Genomic DNA, 17,095 nt, shown 5'->3' with positions numbered 1-17,095 from the left:
GGTCGGTCCTTCAATAGTTGATGATTTGTTCATCGAGAGTGCGCCACGCGTACCAGGTGGCGACGGTTTCCAAAGGATGCCACGCCTCCCCGAGCGATCGCAACTGTTTTGCTCCCGGCAGCCCGGGCAGTTGATACAGCGCTTGAACGGCGGCACGCAGCCCCAGGTCGCCCACCGGCAACACGTCCATCCGGTTCAGTGAAAAAATGAGAAACATTTCCGCCGTCCAACGGCCGATGCCGTGCACGGCGATCAGGCGTTGCACGATATCTTCGTTGTCCAGATAGTTCAACTGATGCGGACGGATGGTTTGATCCAGAAAACGCGCGCTCAAATCGTGCAGATACGCCACCTTTTGCCGGGACAACCCGACTCCGCGCAGCGCCGCTTCCGGCGTGGCCGCCACCCGCCCGGGCGTCGGCGTCCTGCCCTCGAACAAAGCCTGAAAACGGCCATGAATGACTTCCGCCACCCGCGTGGAAATCTGCTGGCTGACGATGGCCTTGCACAGCACCTGAAAATAATTGCGGTTGCGCCTGAGGCGCAGCGGGCCGATCTTGCGGATGGTGGCGGCGAGAACGGGGTCCTGCCGGTCGAAATGTTTCAGAATCTGGCGCGCGGTGGGGATGACGTGGTTGCGGCTGCGGGCGGACCTCGTCTGGGCGGGCATCAGTCCACCTGCAGGAACTTGAACCGTTTCAGTTTTGGAGACTGTTTCAGTTTCTGCGCGTAGCCTTCGGTAAATTGGTTCTTGTAAAGATCGAGCGTCACCAGGTTGGACAGGTGATCGCTTTCGGCGATCATATCGATGGCGGCATCGGTGAGACCGTTGTGCGGCAGCGTGAGTTTTTCCACAGTGTCGAGCACCTCCGACCGGCACAATGCGCTCACCCCTTCGTTGCCGAGTGAGGCGCGGTCCAGGTACAGTTCCTGCAGACTACGAAGTTTTGGAGAGGCGGCGAACGCCTCCGCGCCTTCCGGCCCCAGCGGCACCGCTTTCATGTAAAGGGTGGTCAGCCCCGACAAGGTTTCCGAATGGCCCAGCGCTTCCATCGCTTCCGCGCCCAGGTTGTTGTGCTGCAGGTACAACACGCGCAGGCGGGTGAAGTGGGGCGACTCCGCCAGGGCGCGCACACCGGCTGCGGTGAGCCGGTTGTCGGCCAGCGATAATGTATGCAGTTTGCTGAGCGCCGCCGTCTGAGCCATCAACGCCACCCCCTCGTCACCCAGGCTGTTCGCGTCCATGTAAAGCATCTTGACCAGCCGCAGCCGGGCGTAGCCCATCAGGTCTTCGAGCTCGTCGTAAATGATGTCCTTGCCGTTGAGATCGAGTTTGAACTTCGGCTCTTCACTGGTTTCCGCATTGGCGAACATATCCCCTTCGTGCACCATCATCGATTCGCTCTTGTCGATGTCGGTGATGAGGGTCATGCTGTTGCGCACCAGGCTTTCAAACAGGGAACCTTCCATAACTCAGATCCACCCCTCGTTGCGCATACGTTCGATGATTTCCTGAACCGTCTGCCCCGGCCGGGCCCGGCTGGTGTCGCACACCAAATCGGCGGCGGCGGCATACAGAGGTTGACGTTCCGCGTACACTTTATCCTGTTCCTCTTCAAAGGACATGCCTTCTTGCAAAGGGGGCCGGCCGCGACCGCGGCTGAGCCGGTCGAGGATCACGTCCCGGCTGGCGTCCAGCACCACCACCTTGCCATTGCGCTTCAACATTTCGACATTCCCGGCGTCCAGCACCACACCGCCGCCACAGTCGATGATGCATCCATCGCGGACGGCCACCCGCGCCACCATGTCCGCCTCCAGTTCGCGGAACCGGGGCCATCCTTCCTGCGCCACAATTTCCGGGATCGGGCGGCCCTGATCTTCAGTGATCATGCGGTCGATGCTGTACAACGGCCGCTTGAGCCGTTTGGACAGGACCTTGCCCACGACGGATTTGCCGGTGCCGCGGTAGCCCATCAACACAATGTTCATGCCAGTCATCCTGCCAAAGCCCGCACGCGGCGTCCACGGCTTTCCATAAATTCCTTCAAATCAATGTTGTCGAACAATGCGTGAAGGTTAGAATATTTTCCGGCCCGATGCAAACCAAAGACCGCCCGCTCTCCGCACTTCCGGAACGCACATCGACTGGTAACAAGACTCCCAAGATATGTTAAAATAATCGGAACTTGTCGCATAGCAAGGTCAGGTGTGGCGCCATCTTGTTCAAGAAAGGGCATCCCGTGAATATTTCAAAATACTTTGGAGTTGGGCTGTGGGCCGGAATATTACTTGCTGTCTGGAGCACTCCCGTCTGGGCAGAGGAAGACGAACTCCTCAAACTGTGCGAAAGCGGCAACTCCGCCGCCTGTTTTGAACGGGGGAAAAAATATGTCACGCTTGATAACGATATCAAAAGCGCCATCCCTCTGTTTCGCAAATCCTGCGAAGAAAATTACATGACCGCCTGCATCTGGGGTGGCATTTATATCCAGAACCGGGGCAAGCAGTACAGCTCGGAATGGAAAGAAGCCGCCGCCATGTTTGAAAAAGCCTGCAACGCCAAGGAAGACGCCGCCTGCTTCAACCTGGGCGCCCTGAAATACCGCGAAGGCCGGCAATCGGCCTCTCTCAAGTGGTTCAAAGTAGCCTGCGACATGGGCAATCAGCCCGCCTGCGACAACATCGTCAAAATAAACAAATGAACGCAAAACCGAAAAAAGCCAAGAACTGGGAAGAACTCATCAATGACGGGGAAAACTACGCCGGCCGCGGCGCGGAGTTCACGCCCCTGCAAAAGGCGCTGTTCGAATCCATCCGCGACAAGGTCGTGCTGAAGTTGCAGGACCATTTCGTCTTCACCAAGCTGATGGACACCGAAGACGCGGGCTATCCGGTGGAACTGGCGAAACTGATCGCCGGGTTCGAACCGCTCGACGTGGTGACCTCACTGATCATCACCCACAACAAATTCAACGCCGAGGCATTGCGCATCATCACCGAATGCAAGGTGCTGGGGACCCTCACCTACCTGCACCTGGGGTCCAATGAACTGGGGGATGAAGGCGCCAGGGTGGTGGCGGAGTCGCCCATGTTCAGCGAGGTCCACACCCTGAACCTGGAGTGCAACGGCATCGGTCCCGAAGGCGCCAAGGCGCTGGCCGCATCGCCGTACCTGACGAAGGTGCAGTCGCTCAGCCTGGTGGACAACCGCGTCGGCGAAGAAGGCGCGTACGCCTTCGCCGGCTCCGACACTTTTTCCAACCTCACCTACCTGCACCTGGGTGGCAACCGCATCAAATCCGACGACGCCAAGCGGGCCCTCCGCGAATCCCCCAAACTCAGCAAAGTTGAAAAACTGAAAGTGTTCTGATCCCCGCGCAGGGATTGGCAATACCCGCTCAATCGCCTTCGTAATCCGGGCGCAGCAATTCCGGCCGGGAGTAATTGACAAAATCCGGATTCGTTTCCACGCCTTCGGTCAACACCAGCGTCTGCAGTGCGGTGAGCGTCTTCGTGTAGTACAGGGCGTCGCCGCCGGGCTGGCCGAAATAATTGCGGCCCATGTAGAGTTTTTCCAGATGGGGAAAATGCGTGCTGGTGCCCAGCGCCGTCGCCCCGGCATCGTCGATGGCATTGTTGCCGAGCCACAGGATTTTAAGGCGGGGCAAGGATTTCAAGGTGGCCAGTGCGGTGGCCCCCTCCCCCATCAGTTTGTTGGACGCCAGGTTGAGCTCTTCCAGATGGTCCAGCACGCTGCCTGCAAACAGGGCGCGCACCCCGGCCTCAGTGATGTAATTGCGTTCGAGGATGAGCGTCTTCAGACTTTGCATGTGGTCGCTACCGCCCAGCGCTTGTGCCGTGGCGTCGGCCACCTCATTCCATCCCAGGTTCAACACCTCCAGCTCGCTAAAATGCGGAGACGTCACCAGCGCCACCGCCGCCGGATCCTTCAACCGGTTGTCTTCCATCGACAACGCCTTGAGATGCGTCACCACGACTCCCTCTGCCTCCGCCAGCTGCTTCACACCGGCTTCGGTGACGAAGTTGATGGACAGGTTGAGGTCTTCCAACTGCGCCAGGTGGGGCGACTGAAACAGCGCCAGCAGGGCTTCATCGGCGAGCTGGTTGTCAGACAGGTCCAGTGTTTTCACCGACCGCATGGGTTCGTATTCGGCGATGATGCGAGCCTCGTCGGTGCCGTAATACCGCCCCGTCAGCACCAGCCGGGTGGCGTCCTGTTCCAGTTGTTGCTGTATGACCTCATGCAGCGCCGCTGCTTTTTCCTCGTACGTGGGTTCGTTGGCTTCATATTCTGTGTTTCCGTCACTTCGGATCGCCATAAATCTTTCTCAACTTTCCTGTCAATACGGGGTGGGTTGAAACGACCGGTCATGCTCTCACCGGACCCTTGATTATAGCAAATTCACGGTCCGCACCAAATGCCTTAGCGGGGCGCCGGCGGCGCCGCGCGCCGACAGGCAACGCCTCTGCCATCCGTGCCCCCTAAAAAGGGAAAACCTCGGGCAGAACCGGGGGTCTCTCCAACAAATCACGTTAAATTAATATTTTTCAAATAGTTAAAACCTACCCTGTGTATTAAAAAAAATTAATGAACCATTCATTTTCTTTTAATGTTGTCGTCCTATATTAGAAGCATGAACCCGGTAATTCCGGGAGAACCTTTTCGCCAACCCGGATCATCTTAATAAACAGGAGAGGGCAAATGACCGTTTTCAAAACTCTGGACACTCGTGGATTGTCTTTCTTCAACGCAACCGATCAACTGAACCAAGCCTTCAAGGATGTCAAAATGAACGGCATTCTGGAAATAATTCTGGATAAAAAGAAGAATTTTTCCGAAGCGTTTGGCCGATGGGTGGAATCTAAAGGATATAAGGTATCCAACCGGGATGAGGACGCCCGGCTGGTGCGGCTGTTCATCAAAAAAGCAAAACACTGAAATGCATTGAACAATATATAGGGACACTCACCATATGTTGTTGCCGGCTTTTTCGACTACTGATTTTCCTGGGGTCCCTCCTCTCCCCAGGTTTTAGCCCCTCCTCTAGTCGGGAAAGCCGGTTTTTTGTGGAAAATCATTTTCCCTGCCGGTTGCGGTCGTATAGAATCTTCAACCCTTCCAACGTCAGGAACGGATCGATGACTTCGATCACCGGCATCTGGTCGGCAATCACCTTGAGCAACCCGCCGGTGCCGATCACCTTGGCCGTCTGCCCCAGCTCCCCCTGAATTTTGGTGACAATATTCTCGATCATGCCGACGAAGCCGTAAATGGTTCCGGCCTGAATGCTTTCCACCGTCGATTTGCCGATCACTTTTTCCGGCCGCACCAGGTCCACCGGCGACAGCTTCGCCGTGCTCTTGTAAAGCGCTTCCAGCGAAATCTGCAGGCCCGGGAAAATGGCGCCGCCCAGGTACTCGCCTTTTTTCGACACCACATCAAACGTGATGGCGGTGCCGAAATCGACGATGATCAACGGCCCGCCGTATTTTTCGAAACCCGCCACGGCGTTGACGATGCGGTCCGCGCCCACCTCCGCCGGATTCTTGTACAGGATGGGGATGCCGGTCTTGATGCCCGGCCCCACCACCAGCGGCTCGGTGTTGAAATATTTGCGCGACAACTCCTCGAACACCGGGATAAGCGGCGGCACCACGCAGGAGATGACGATATCGTCGATGGTGCCGGTGGTGATGTCGTTGAGCAGGATGAACTCATTGGCCAGCACCCAGTATTCGTCCACGGTCCGGTTGCGTTCCGTGCGGATACGCCAGTGCGTGCGCAGGCAGTCCGCGTCATACAGCCCGAACACGATGTTGGTGTTGCCAATATCAACCGCGAGTAACATGAATGGATACCCTTGCAGGGAGGACGGGGCGGCGGGATGGGATCAATCCAGCTCAAACGCCCCGGCATGGTTTTTCTTGAGAGCGGGGTTCTGCTCTGCCTTTTTCAAATAACAATTGCCCATGGCGAGCACGTCGATCTCCGTGCCCATGAAACAACGGAACGCATCCTCCGGCGTGCACACGACCGGTTCGCCGCGCACATTGAAACTGGTGTTGACCAGCACCGGGCACCCGGTGCGCCGTTGAAACGCCCGGATCAAAGCATCATAGCGGGGATTGGTCTCTTTGTGAACTGTTTGAATGCGTGCCGAACCATCCACATGCGTCACCGCCGGCAGATCCGACCGCGCCACCTTGAGTTTATCGAAGCCGGTGCGCTGCCGGTCCGCGTCACTCAGGCTGCGGCGACGGCGTTGGGCCACCTCCGCCACCAATAACATGTACGGACTGTCCGCATCCATCTCAAAATACCGGGCGACTTCTTCCCGCAGCACCGAGGGCGCGAACGGGCGGAACGATTCGCGGTTTTTGACTTTCAGGTTGAGCACCGACTGCATGTCCGGCGACCGGGGATCGCCCAGAATGGAACGGTTGCCCAAGGCGCGCGGGCCGAACTCCATGCGGCCCTGGAACCAGCCCACCGCCTGCCCCGCCGCCAGCGCTTCGGCACAGGCCTCGACCAAATCGCTGTCGTCCATCACCACAAACTGCGCGCCCAGGGCTTCCAGTCGCGTCCGGATGTCCTCCTGCGAAAACTCCGGACCGAGATACGCACCCTGCATGCCGTCCAACCCGGCGCTCACCGTGCGCGGGTGCCGCTCGAACAAATGATATCCGCAAAAAGCCGCCCCCAGCGCTCCCCCCGCATCGCCGGCGGCAGGCTGAATCCAGATGCGCTCGAAACCACCCTCGCGCAGCACGCGCCCGTTGGCGACACAGTTGAGCGCCACGCCCCCCGCCAGGCACAGATGTTTCATGCCGGTTTCTTTAGCCAGAGACCGCGCCAGCCTGAGCACCACCTCCTCCGTCACCGCCTGGATGGATGCCGCCAGGTCCATGTGGCGTTCGCTCAACGCCTCGGTTTCCGGCCGGCGCGGCGGCCCGCCGAACAGGCGATGGAACCGTTCGTTCGTCATGGTCAGGCCGGTGCAGTAATTGAAGTAGGACAGATCCAGCCGGAAACTGCCGTCGTCTTTCACGTCGATCAGGTTTTCGAGGATGGCGTCCTTGTAGCGCGGCTCGCCGTAAGGCGCGAGTCCCATCAGCTTGTACTCGCCGGAATTGACCCGAAACCCGGCGTAATGGGTGAACGCCGAATACAACAGGCCGAGCGAATGCGGGAAATGAATTTCCTTGAGCAGGGTGAGTTCGCGCCCGCGACCGATGCCGCACGACGCCGTGGCCCATTCGCCGACCCCGTCCAGCGTCAGCACCGCCGCCTCTTCAAACGGCGACGGATAAAACGCGCTGGCGGCGTGGCTGAGATGGTGCTCGGAAAACAGCAGGTCGCGGTCCGGGTCGCCTTCCCAGCCCAGCGCCTGCAACCGGTGGTGCAGCATCTTTTTCTGGAACAGCTTTTCCTTGATCCAGACCGGAATGGCTTTCTGGAAAGTTTGAAAGCCGCGTGGCGCGAACGCGAGACAGGTTTCCAACAGGCGTTCGAATTTCAAAAAGGGTTTTTCGTAGAAAACGATGCGATCGATGGCATCGAGACCGATGCCTGCATGATGGAGGCAGTAGCGGATGGCGTGTTCGGGGAAGCGGGCGTCGTGCCTCAGGCGGGTGAAGCGTTCTTCCTGTGCCGCCGCCACCACCCGCCCCGCCTGCAACAACGCGGCGGCGCTGTCGTGGTAATAGGCGGAGATGCCGAGAACACGCATGGCCCGGCGGAATCAGAACAACGTATAGATGAAGGGCGCAATGGCGGAACCCTGTGTCAACACCACCAGCCCGGCCATCATGAAAAGCAGGGTCATGATCGGCAGCAGCCAGTATTTTTTGCGGATGCGCACAAACAACCAAAATTCCTTGACCAGCGTCACAACAACCTCCTGCTAAAACTGGTGAGTCAGAGACTCCGGTGCAGGACCGGGCGCCTCGCGGTCGATCCAGTAACTTCTGGCCTGACGATCGAACCGGAGCCGCAACAGATCTTTTCCTACAAGGCGCAGGAATAGGCCCGTCGGCATCACCACGCCAAAAAACAGAATGCCCAGAATCACCGGATTCATCACCCGGCTCATCATCGCGCCCAGCCGCATCCAGCCCCGGTTGAGAAGATGCAGCCAGCCGGGACGCAAGAAGGCAAGAAGGGCGAAAACAGCCGCTAAAACCAATGCCATGCCGCGCGGCGGCTCGCCGGAAACCAGCGGCCACACGCCGATCAACGTGAACACGGCGGCAAAAACCAAGCCGAAGTTTCTGTCAGAAGAACCCGACGCAGGGTCATCTCCATCCAGCATTTCGTGAGAAGCATTCATGCCGCCCGATTATATATCAATTTCCTTTTTTCTTCACCTGCCTAGGTAAAAAAGGAAGTCCCGGGCGTTGAGGGGAGGGGCGGAAGGCGGGAGGTCAGGGCACGAACAGCAGGCCGGGGGCCGGGTCGCCCTCCACCTGCAACAGGCCGTAAGAGCCGCGGTCGATGCGGGCGATGGCGTGATCGAGCAGGATGTAGTCGCCGGCGTTTTCGAGGACCAGCTCAACCATGGCCGCACCCCCGGCAGGGACCAGCGTGGTCTGCACGCCGTGGCGCGGCGGGCCCATCGCCCCTTCCGGGTACACGGCGTCGAACATTTCACCGATGATGTGAAAATTCAAAACGCGCGACACGCCGCCGTTGCCGACAAAAATGCGGATGCGCTCACCCCGCCGGGCGCGCAGGGCCTTGTCCCCGGTCAGCGACTTCACGCGTCCGTTCCAGACGATGTACTCCGGCCGCTCCTGCATCATCTTGTCGGGAGAAAAGTCCTGGAATCCGGTCTCGCCGACGCTCCCGCGTGTATAAAATTCGCCCTGCATGATGTAGAATTCATGATCCACCTGCGGCCAGCCCTCTTCCGGGTCGATGATGATCAACCCATACAAGCCGTTGGTGATGTGCGACGGCACGTTGGGCGTGGCGCAGTGGTACAGGTACACACCGGGCTTGAGCGCTTTGAACGCAATCGTGCGCGTCTCGCCCGGCTTGACTTCGGACAGGCCCGCCCCGCCACCGGGACCGGTGACGGCGTGCAGATCGATGGAATGCGAGTGCGTGCTGGTGGCGTGATTGGTCAACGTCAACTCCACCGTATCGCCGACGCGGGCGCGCATCAGGGGACCCGGCACGGTGCCGTTGAACGTCCAGAAAACGAATTCGGTGTCAGGCGCCAGGGTGGACACCAGTTCGCGGAATTCCAACTCGAACTTGACGGTTTGCGGTTTCTTGCGTTGAATGGGGGGAGGCAACACGTCAGGTGCTTTGGCGATATCGTCCACGTGGATCAGTTTGTCAAGATCGACGTGATGAAAATGCGGCGCTTCACCGGGTCCAACGGAGTGCAAAGCGCCCGATCGGTGCTGATGATGCGGAGGCTCCGCCAGAGCCGGGGATGCCAGTATGCCTGCCAGTAGAAAGAGCAGCGGGCCCAATCGAATATTCATATAACGCGTGACTCCCGGATGGCAAGGCGATCTCTTTAGAATGAAAAGGCCCGCGTGGTGTCTTGATTCAAGTATAAGGGATCGCTCCAAAAGGAAAAACCTTTATTCCCCCGGAAACCAATCATGGAAATTTTATTGAAAGAAGATATCGGAACGCGATGCATGGCATTGGACGACGGCATCCGGTTGTATGAAAAAATACTGCCGGAGCTGAAAGCGAAACGTGCGGTGAAGCTGGACTTCACCGGTGTGGAGGCCGTGTTCTCCCCGTTCCTGATGGGCTGCATCGGCCGCCTGCTCGATCACTTTGAAAAAGAAATGTTGATGGAGCAACTCGTTTTGCGCAATATCCAGCCCGAACACCTGAAGACCCTCAACGAGTTCATCGACCGCGCCGAACAACGGCTCACTGAAAAGACCGACCTCGAATCCATGAAGGATTTTTTCGAGGAAGACGAAATCGGCGATATTTGATCCATACCCCGGAGCGAACCATCCCGCACGGCAACGTGCTGCCTGAAATGGCTTCCGGGTGCCCGGAGCACACCATTATGGAACGGATGGCCCTCACGTTTTGAATGAATTGGCAAAATATTTGAAATCGATCCGCCCGCCGGGAAGACAAATCCCATCTGAATTCGTATAATGGGAGGTTCAAACCGAAAGGGCCTGGAATGAATCTGTACAAAGCATATTCACTGATCCCCTCGTCGCGGCTGACGGGTGACCACGAGGAAGACGACATCCGCATCGAGTGGATCGTCTATTTCCGCGATGAACCCCTGCCGGTGCACAAAATCCTCGCCGACTATCCGCAGGCGCTGGAAATGCACGAGGAACAATCCGCACCGCAATACCTGCGCTGGATCCAAAGCCGGGTCAACAACCTGCTGCAGGAAGAAGAAAAGGAAGAGCTGGAACGCTACCTGACCGAAAAATACGGCATGCCGGTGTACTTTGAAAAGATGATCCTGCCGATCGACGTCAAGAAACTGCCGTGGTTCCGGGAACGCTACATCAACAGCATGGTGATGTTGCACGAACGCGGCGACCCCTTCATCCTCAACACCTGCGTCGTCGGCATGGTCTCCCCGTTTAAAAACCTGAACGCCGTCAACACGGTCACCGAGTTCCTGCAGGAAATCGACCGGCAGAACGAGGTCTGACGCATGCGCCCCCGCCTGCCCGCAACCCCGCGCCGGACTCCCCTTCTCCAGAGACGATGAACACTCCACGCGAATCGAAAGACGACTCCACGCCCTTGACCGACAAGGAAAAGCGGGAAGCTTACTCGGTGTACGTCGCCATCATCGGCGGCATCGTCATCGTCGTTTCCTTCATCTGGCACATCGTGTCGTCGCTGATAAGCGGCGGCGAACCCTGACTCAGGCCAGCACCCCGGCCACGCACCCGGTCAGCAGGGTCGCCAGAAACGACGTCCACAACGCGCGCAGGCCCAGCACCGACACCTCACGCACGCGTTGCGGCATCAGGCTCGATACGCCGCCGATAAATATCCCCATGCTCGCGATGTGTACAAATCCGCACAGCGCATACGTCAGCACGGTCAGCGAGCGCGGGCTGAACGCGGGAATCTCCCCGCCCTGCACGGCTGCCAGCGTGAAGTACGCCGTCACTTCCGTCTCCACGAAGCGCGATCCCAGAATCTCGGACGCCAGCTGCCATTCTTCCGGACGCAATCCCAACAGCACCACGAACGGCCACGTCAGCCAGCCCAGGATGCGCGCCAGCGTGAGATCCGCCCCGGCCACGGCGGGCAGTTGCCTCAGCAACAGGTCCAGCACCGCTTCCAGTCCCAGCACCACGATCAACAGCGTGGCAATGCCCACCGCCATGCCCACACCCTGCCGTCCGCCATCCATCAACGCCACCATCAGGTTGGCCGGCGGCGTCTCGGATCCATCGTACGCCGTGTCGTCGGGCACTTCGCCGGCGGTCACGGGTGGCTCGGTTTCAGGCAGGGCCAGCTTGCTGATGAGGATGGCGCAGGGGATGGAGATGAGCGACGCCGACACCAGGTGCCCGGCGATCTGCGGAAACACGTTTTGCAAAGCGAGCACGTACACGGCAAGCACGGTGCTGGCGACGGTGGCCATCATGCAAGTGAGCAGCGTCAACAATTCGGAACGCGTCATGCGTTCGAGATACGGACGCACGGTGAGGCTGGACTCGATGCCGACGAACAGGTTCGCCGACGCCGACAGCGCCTCCGCGCCGGACAGTCCCATCCCCCGGTAAAAGAGGCGCGCGAAAAACCGCACCACGGGTTGCATGACCCGCAAGTGATACAGTCCGGCGATGAGGGCGGCGAAAAAAATCACGGCGGGCAGCACCTGCATGGCCAGCACGAAGCCGATCGACTGCGTGCCGTCGGGGCGGCTCTCGCCCGGTCCCAGGGCCAGCGGGCCGAACAGGAACACGCTGCCCCGGCGCGAGGCGTCGATCAACGCGATCAGGGCGTCGTTCACCCACGCCAAGGCGGCGATGACGAAAAACCCGGTCAGTGACAGCAGGCGGTACGGCGTGTCTTCCATGGTTCCCCTCGTTCGATTGGACGGTGCGCGGGTCCGCCGGACGGCGCGACAGGTCGCGCGATTATACAACGGGCTGCGTCCGGGGTTACTTGAAATCGGCGAACAGGGCGTCCAGGCCGGCGCGGTAACCGGGATAACGCAGCTTCACCCCCAGTTCGGATTTGATGCGGTGATTGTCCACGCGTTTGTTGGTCAGGTAAAAACTTTTCCCCATCTCGCTGAGCTCGGCATCTTCGAAAGCCACCAGCCTGGGCGGTTTCACCTGCAACAGGTCGCAGGCATGCTGGATCACCTCGCGCGGCGATGCGGGAATGTTATCGACGACGTTGTACACGCGGCCGGCATGCGGCCGGGCGATGGAGGCTTGCAGCACCTGCACCACGTCGTCCACGTGCACGCGGCCGAACATCAGCCCCGGTTTGTCGATGCGCTGGGCGGTGCCGTTCTGGATTTTGACGAAGGGATTGCGGCCCGGACCGTAAATGCCCGCCAGCCGGAACAGGTGCACCGGCGACGAAGCGCTGTAAGCGAGACGCATCCACGCCCGTTCGGCTTCGGCGCGGCGCTGTTGATGCGGAAACTTCGGCATCAGCGGCGTGGTTTCATCCACCCAGTTGCCGTCGTGATCGCCGTACACGCCGGTGGTCGAGAGGTAACCGATCCACTCGACCTGCCTGGCCGACTCCAACGCGTCATGGAAATGATGCCGCACCACATCGCCGATTTCCGGTTTCGGTGGGATGGAGACCAGCACGTGCGTGGCCTCTTCCAACGCCGCGGCCAGGTCCGGCACCACGGCGGGCGCGTCGAACACCGCCACCGACCAACCCGCGGCGCTCAATGTGCGTTGCTTCTCCGGCGTGCGGCAGGTGCCGCCCACCGCCCAGCCTTCGCCGTGCAACGCCGCGGCCAACGCGGAGCCCACATAGCCGAGGCCGAAACAGAATAGTTTTTTTTGCGTTGAAGAAGTCACACCAGACAGGCTTGCACGCCCCGTTCGAGGCGCTCGCGGTTGAGGTGGCGGCCGATGAACAACAGTGTGTTCTGCCTGGGCGTGTCGCCCCACGGCCGGTCTTCTTTGCCGCCGAACATCATGTACACGCTCTGGAATACGTAACGGTTGGGCGAATCCTCGATGTTCAGAATCCCCTTGGCGCGGAACACGTCCATGCCTTCGGTGAGGAGCAGCATCTGCAACCAGATGTTGAACCGGTCCGGGTCGATGTGACCGGGCACGGTGAGGCCGACGGAGGTGATGGCGTCGCCGTGCCGGGGTTCGGTGCCGGGATCGTCATCGCTGTCGTCTGCATCGTCCTGCGCGTGATCGTGCGGCGCGGCGTCGAAGTCGAGGCGGTCGAGATCGAAGCCGCCGATATCCAGCACCTGCTCCAGGTCCAGCTCGGCATGTTTGGTTTCATGCACGGTGGCGGTGGGGTTGATGGCGGCGATGCGTTGGCGCACGCGCTCCAGCTCGTCCGCCGTCACCAGGTCGGTCTTGTTGAGCAGGAGCACGTTGGCAAACGCGATCTGCTCCCACGCCACGTCCAGTTCATCGAGATGGTTCCAGATGTGTTTGCAATCAACCAGCGTCACCACGCCGTCGAGCTTGAGCCCCTGGGCGATGTCCTCTTCCACCATGAACGCCTGCGCGATGGGTCCGGGCGAAGCCAGCCCCGTCGCCTCGATGACGATGTAATCGATCTGCCGCTGACGTGCGAGCAGGCGGTTGAGGGTTTCCACCAGGTCGCCCTTGATCGAGCAGCAGACGCAGCCGTTGCTCATCTCGAACAGGTCTTCATCGGCGCCGATGACCAGATCGTGATCGATACCGATCTCGCCGAACTCGTTTTCGATGACGGCGATGCGGCGGCCGTGCCGGCCGGTGAGGATGTGGTTGAGCAACGTGGTTTTGCCGGAACCGAGAAACCCCGTCAACAGGGTGACCGGGAGCTCCCGGTGCGTTCCAGTTTCAGTTTGCATGCGGATAAGACGGCCTGGGCCGGTCAGGAAACACGCGGGCCGTCCAGCGGAGCGTCCGTCGCATCGTCCTTGTCGCGGATCTGTTCATAACGTTTTTCGATTTCCAGTTCGTCGTACACCTTGTCGACCTTCGACTTGATGCCGGGCGCAGGGGCGGTGTCGTCTTTCTTTTTCAAAAAGCTTTTTTCCGCGAGCACCGATTCCCAGAGCTGCGTTTTCTTTTCATTTTCAGACATGTTGAAACAAACTCCCTGGACTGAATGAAACGAAACAGGGTGCCGGGCACCCGTGAGCCAACCCTCATTTTACAACAGCCGCCCGGTTTCCCAAGGATTTTTATAAACGCGGGCGGCAGGGCTGAAACTCCAGAAGATCGCTCTTTGGTTGCCCTGCCTTCCCGCCTGCGATGCTGCCACGAAGCCGCGCCCTTTCGCCTGCGTGCCACTTCCATGCGCCCAATCCGGCAATTTTTGAAAAAAGATTGCAAATTGGCCGGAAAACCTTCAAATTGGATATAACCTATTGATTCCAAATAACGTATTGGCTCAGAGAAGCGAGGTTTCATTTGAAGCTGATTGTCAACACCGAAACGCTCACGCATCCTCTGCGCGGCATCGGAAACTACACCCTGCATCTGCTCAAGGGCCTCAGGCAACAGGCCACGCCGGGGACGGTGATGTGCTTCAACGGATCCGACCGGCTGCTGACGATCGAGGAGGTGGAGGCATCCCTGAAGAACGCGGCCTGCGACGCCGACAGCCTGATTTGCCGCGAGCTGATCTGCGAAGCGCCGCGTGACGCCATCGACGCCCGTTTCCGGGAATTGACCCGTTCCCATACCGATGCGGTGTATCTGGAACCCGAGTGTCTGAATCGCCCTTTCGACGGACGGGTGATCCCCATCATTTATGATTTGTCGCCGTTCCGTCACCCCGAGTTCCACCGCGATGCCTACCGGGCCATGCTGCAAACCTGCGTGCCCGCATGCCTGGAGCGGGCGGCGCACATCCTCACCGTATCCGAGTTCACGCGCAGTGAGTTGGTCTCCCTGTGGGGGCTGCCGCGGGATAAAATCACCATCGTTCCTCCGGGGGTGTCGCCGGAGTTCCACCCCCGGTCACCGGAGGACGTGGAAGCGACCCGGAAAAAGTACAAACTGCCCGCAAAGTACCTGCTGGCCGTGGGCACGTTGGAACCTCGCAAGAACCAGACCAACCTGATCGCCGCTTACTCCCGCCTGTCGAAAAGTCTGCGCACGCATCACGCGCTCGTCCTCATCGGGGCGCAGGGTTGGGGTGCCGAACGTTTGGAGGCGGTGATCCGGTCCTATCGCCACCCGGACGAATTGTTCTGGCTGGGCTATGTTGAGCAGGCCGACCTCCCCGCTCTGTACTCGGGAGCATACGGGTTCGTTTACGCTTCCGTGTACGAAGGCTTCGGCATGTGCCTGTTGGAAGCCATGGCCAGCGGCGTGCCGGTGCTGACGTCGAACCAGTCGGCATTGCCGGAGGTGGCCAACAAGGTGGCGCTGCTGACCAATCCCCTCAATCTGAATTCCCTGACCCGCAATCTGGAACGGTTGATCCGCGATGAAGCATTCCGTTCCAACGCCCATCTGGAAGGACCGGAAAAAACGTTGAACTATTCGTGGGACACCAGCGCCCAACAGGTAGCACGGACTTTAAAAAAAATGGCTGAGACTCATTGACTCACAGAAAGGACCGGCTGACATGGCGCGACACACTCTCATTGGAATGATATCAACGATGCTGTGGCTGCTGCCTGCAGCGGCGGGGGCCGCGGACCCTGCGCCCATCGTCACCGACCGGCCCGGGCAATCGGACGCCAGCAGTGTGGTCGCGCCGGGCACGCTGCAGATGGAACTGGGCTACAACCTGACCCACGACGACGACAGCGGTCATGCCATCTCCCACACCCAGCCCTTGCCGTTATGGCGGCTGGGACTGACGGACTGGGTGGAGTTGCGCTTCGCACTGGACGGCTACGCGCACCAGGAAGGCCCCGGCCCGTCGGACCGTTCTGGTTTTGGCGACGGCAATATCGGCACCAAGTTTTATTTCTGGGGACTGCAGGGAATGCGGCCCGAGTTCGCCATCGACTGGGGCGTGAGCCTGCCTTTCGGCGACGATGAGGTGTCGCGCAACCGCTACGATCCGTTCATGCGCCTCCTGTTCACCAGCGTCATCACCGAGCGCTTCAGCATCACCTACAACCTGGGCGCGGAATGGAACACCACCACGCTGGCCGATGGACGGACCGACACTCTGGGCGCTTACACCTACACCTTTTCACCGACGCTGGCGCTCACGAACCGATGGGCGATATTCGCGGAAGTGTTCGGTTCGGTGCCGATGGACCCGGCGGACGACGCCCACACCTTCAACGGCGGCGTGCTGTGGTTGATCACCCCCGACTGGCAGTTCGATCTTTCCGCCGGGGTGGGGCTGAACGACGCCGCCAACGATCTGTTCATCGCCGCCGGCCTTTCCACGCGCTGGACCAACTTGTTCTGACCGCACGCCTCTTCCCTTCCCGGCACCTCACGCTATTGCCCCGGCTTCGGCTGTGGATTATGCTGGGGGTATGGAACTCGACGGCATTCATCATATCGGCGTCAACGTGCGCGATCTCGACCGGGCGGAAGCGTTTTACACGCAGGTGCTGGGATTCCGGGTGAGCGAGCGCTATGCGGAGTCGATGCGGCACCTCATGCTGGACACGGGCGGCACCGGCCTGCATCTGTTCGAACACCCCGATCTCAATATGGACGCGGCACTGCGCACGTTGAGCGAGGAAGGCTGCATGCACCTCGCGTTCGGCACCACGCGTAAGCGGTTCGACGGGATCGTTGCGGAATTGAAGGAGAAGGAGGTGCCGTTTCGGGGACCGCTGGTGCTGGGCAAGGGCGAATCGGTGCACTTCCAGGATCCGGACGGCAACCATCTGGAGATCCGTTGTCCCGCCCAGAACGCCGGGGACTGAGATGGACCGGAATGCTTGCGGGGATTCGACTTCAGACG

Annotated in this window: 22 protein-coding genes; 9 read left to right on the top strand and 13 right to left on the bottom strand. The window is 59.7% G+C overall.

Going from position 1 to position 17,095, the window contains the following annotated elements:
- Nucleotides 1-10 precede the first annotated feature (10 nt).
- From QML71_RS03720 to QML71_RS03710, 3 genes are read right to left on the bottom strand one after another with little or no spacing between them, the layout of a single operon-like run.
- Complete coding sequence (locus QML71_RS03720; RefSeq protein ID WP_282010559.1) at nt 11-670, bottom strand: DNA-3-methyladenine glycosylase family protein; 660 nt, start codon at nt 668-670, stop codon at nt 11-13.
- Nucleotides 670-1,470 (bottom strand): leucine-rich repeat domain-containing protein, encoded by an 801-nt coding sequence (locus QML71_RS03715; RefSeq protein WP_282010558.1) that lies wholly within the window; start codon nt 1,468-1,470, stop codon nt 670-672. Before QML71_RS03715 ends, QML71_RS03720 begins: the two co-directional genes overlap by 1 nt.
- 3 nt (nt 1,471-1,473) lie before the next feature.
- Nucleotides 1,474-1,992: a shikimate kinase gene (locus QML71_RS03710; RefSeq protein WP_282010557.1), complete on the bottom strand. Its 519-nt coding sequence runs from the start codon at nt 1,990-1,992 to the stop codon at nt 1,474-1,476.
- 251 nt (nt 1,993-2,243) lie between these two features.
- Here QML71_RS03710 and QML71_RS03705 point away from each other — a divergent pair, with 251 nt between their 5' ends.
- Together QML71_RS03705 and QML71_RS03700 are read left to right on the top strand one after the other, a co-directional pair.
- Entirely contained in the window at nt 2,244-2,705 is a 462-nt protein-coding gene (locus tag QML71_RS03705) for a tetratricopeptide repeat protein (protein ID WP_282010556.1), read from the top strand.
- Nucleotides 2,702-3,373, top strand: a complete 672-nt coding sequence (locus QML71_RS03700) for a leucine-rich repeat domain-containing protein (protein WP_282010555.1) — start codon at nt 2,702-2,704, stop codon at nt 3,371-3,373. The genes QML71_RS03705 and QML71_RS03700 overlap by 4 nt, the downstream gene beginning before the upstream one ends.
- Before the next feature lie 28 nt (nt 3,374-3,401).
- On the opposite strand, the gene QML71_RS03695 is transcribed toward QML71_RS03700, so the two are convergent.
- The gene (locus QML71_RS03695; RefSeq protein ID WP_282010554.1) at nt 3,402-4,343 is read right to left on the bottom strand and encodes a leucine-rich repeat domain-containing protein; all 942 of its coding nucleotides are present in this window, start codon (nt 4,341-4,343) and stop codon (nt 3,402-3,404) included.
- A gap of 383 nt (nt 4,344-4,726) precedes the next feature.
- Between QML71_RS03695 and QML71_RS03690 the strand changes: the two genes are divergently transcribed.
- Nucleotides 4,727-4,963 carry a sulfurtransferase TusA family protein gene (locus QML71_RS03690; RefSeq protein ID WP_282010553.1) on the top strand — a complete coding sequence of 79 codons (237 nt, stop codon included), beginning with the start codon at nt 4,727-4,729 and terminating at the stop codon, nt 4,961-4,963.
- 136 nt (nt 4,964-5,099) lie between these two features.
- Here QML71_RS03690 and QML71_RS03685 read toward each other — a convergent pair whose 3' ends face one another.
- From QML71_RS03685 to nirK, 5 genes are all read right to left on the bottom strand, one after another.
- Nucleotides 5,100-5,873, bottom strand: a complete 774-nt coding sequence (locus QML71_RS03685) for a type III pantothenate kinase (protein ID WP_282010552.1) — start codon at nt 5,871-5,873, stop codon at nt 5,100-5,102.
- A 42-nt stretch (nt 5,874-5,915) separates the two neighbouring features.
- Nucleotides 5,916-7,754: a carbamoyltransferase family protein gene (locus QML71_RS03680; RefSeq protein WP_282010551.1), complete on the bottom strand. Its 1,839-nt coding sequence runs from the start codon at nt 7,752-7,754 to the stop codon at nt 5,916-5,918.
- A gap of 12 nt (nt 7,755-7,766) precedes the next feature.
- Nucleotides 7,767-7,916, bottom strand: coding sequence for a DUF5989 family protein (locus QML71_RS03675; protein WP_282010550.1), 150 nt, complete (start codon nt 7,914-7,916; stop codon nt 7,767-7,769).
- A 12-nt stretch (nt 7,917-7,928) separates the two neighbouring features.
- Nucleotides 7,929-8,354 carry an SxtJ family membrane protein gene (locus tag QML71_RS03670; RefSeq protein WP_282010549.1) on the bottom strand — a complete coding sequence of 142 codons (426 nt, stop codon included), beginning with the start codon at nt 8,352-8,354 and terminating at the stop codon, nt 7,929-7,931.
- A gap of 94 nt (nt 8,355-8,448) precedes the next feature.
- A complete protein-coding gene (gene nirK, locus QML71_RS03665) occupies nt 8,449-9,519 on the bottom strand; it encodes a copper-containing nitrite reductase (protein WP_282010548.1) in 1,071 nt (356 codons plus the stop codon).
- A gap of 123 nt (nt 9,520-9,642) precedes the next feature.
- Here nirK and QML71_RS03660 point away from each other — a divergent pair, with 123 nt between their 5' ends.
- The 3 genes from QML71_RS03660 to QML71_RS03650 all read left to right on the top strand — a co-directional run bounded on the left by QML71_RS03660 (nt 9,643) and on the right by QML71_RS03650 (nt 10,903).
- The gene (locus QML71_RS03660; protein ID WP_282010547.1) at nt 9,643-9,993 is read left to right on the top strand and encodes an STAS-like domain-containing protein; all 351 of its coding nucleotides are present in this window, start codon (nt 9,643-9,645) and stop codon (nt 9,991-9,993) included.
- Nucleotides 9,994-10,193: 200 nt separating this feature from the next.
- Nucleotides 10,194-10,685: a hypothetical protein gene (locus QML71_RS03655; RefSeq protein ID WP_282010546.1), complete on the top strand. Its 492-nt coding sequence runs from the start codon at nt 10,194-10,196 to the stop codon at nt 10,683-10,685.
- A 56-nt stretch (nt 10,686-10,741) separates the two neighbouring features.
- The gene (locus QML71_RS03650; protein ID WP_282010545.1) at nt 10,742-10,903 is read left to right on the top strand and encodes a hypothetical protein; all 162 of its coding nucleotides are present in this window, start codon (nt 10,742-10,744) and stop codon (nt 10,901-10,903) included.
- Nucleotide 10,904: 1 nt separating this feature from the next.
- Here the strand turns inward: QML71_RS03650 and QML71_RS03645 are convergent, their stop codons facing one another.
- The 4 genes from QML71_RS03645 to QML71_RS03630 all read right to left on the bottom strand — a co-directional run bounded on the left by QML71_RS03645 (nt 10,905) and on the right by QML71_RS03630 (nt 14,290).
- The gene (locus QML71_RS03645; protein ID WP_282010544.1) at nt 10,905-12,074 is read right to left on the bottom strand and encodes a NupC/NupG family nucleoside CNT transporter; all 1,170 of its coding nucleotides are present in this window, start codon (nt 12,072-12,074) and stop codon (nt 10,905-10,907) included.
- Nucleotides 12,075-12,159: 85 nt separating this feature from the next.
- Entirely contained in the window at nt 12,160-13,047 is an 888-nt protein-coding gene (locus QML71_RS03640; protein WP_282010543.1) for an SDR family oxidoreductase, read from the bottom strand.
- Nucleotides 13,044-14,054, bottom strand: coding sequence for a CobW family GTP-binding protein (locus QML71_RS03635; protein ID WP_282010542.1), 1,011 nt, complete (start codon nt 14,052-14,054; stop codon nt 13,044-13,046). Before QML71_RS03635 ends, QML71_RS03640 begins: the two co-directional genes overlap by 4 nt.
- A 23-nt stretch (nt 14,055-14,077) precedes the next feature.
- Nucleotides 14,078-14,290, bottom strand: a complete 213-nt coding sequence (locus QML71_RS03630) for a hypothetical protein (protein ID WP_282010541.1) — start codon at nt 14,288-14,290, stop codon at nt 14,078-14,080.
- A gap of 329 nt (nt 14,291-14,619) precedes the next feature.
- Between QML71_RS03630 and QML71_RS03625 the strand changes: the two genes are divergently transcribed.
- From QML71_RS03625 to QML71_RS03615, 3 genes are all read left to right on the top strand, one after another.
- A complete protein-coding gene (locus QML71_RS03625; protein ID WP_282010540.1) occupies nt 14,620-15,762 on the top strand; it encodes a glycosyltransferase family 4 protein in 1,143 nt (380 codons plus the stop codon).
- Between the two features lie 22 nt (nt 15,763-15,784).
- The gene (locus QML71_RS03620) at nt 15,785-16,588 is read left to right on the top strand and encodes a transporter (protein ID WP_282010539.1); all 804 of its coding nucleotides are present in this window, start codon (nt 15,785-15,787) and stop codon (nt 16,586-16,588) included.
- 70 nt (nt 16,589-16,658) lie between these two features.
- Nucleotides 16,659-17,057, top strand: a complete 399-nt coding sequence (locus QML71_RS03615) for a VOC family protein (protein ID WP_282010538.1) — start codon at nt 16,659-16,661, stop codon at nt 17,055-17,057.
- The last annotated feature ends 38 nt before the right edge of the window (nt 17,058-17,095 follow it).

This window comes from Nitrospina watsonii, assembly GCF_946900835.1.
In the GTDB taxonomy this organism is placed as follows: domain Bacteria; phylum Nitrospinota; class Nitrospinia; order Nitrospinales; family Nitrospinaceae; genus Nitrospina; species Nitrospina watsonii.
Note: the sequence above shows the minus strand (reverse complement) of the source record. Positions and strands in the feature narration are given on the sequence as shown.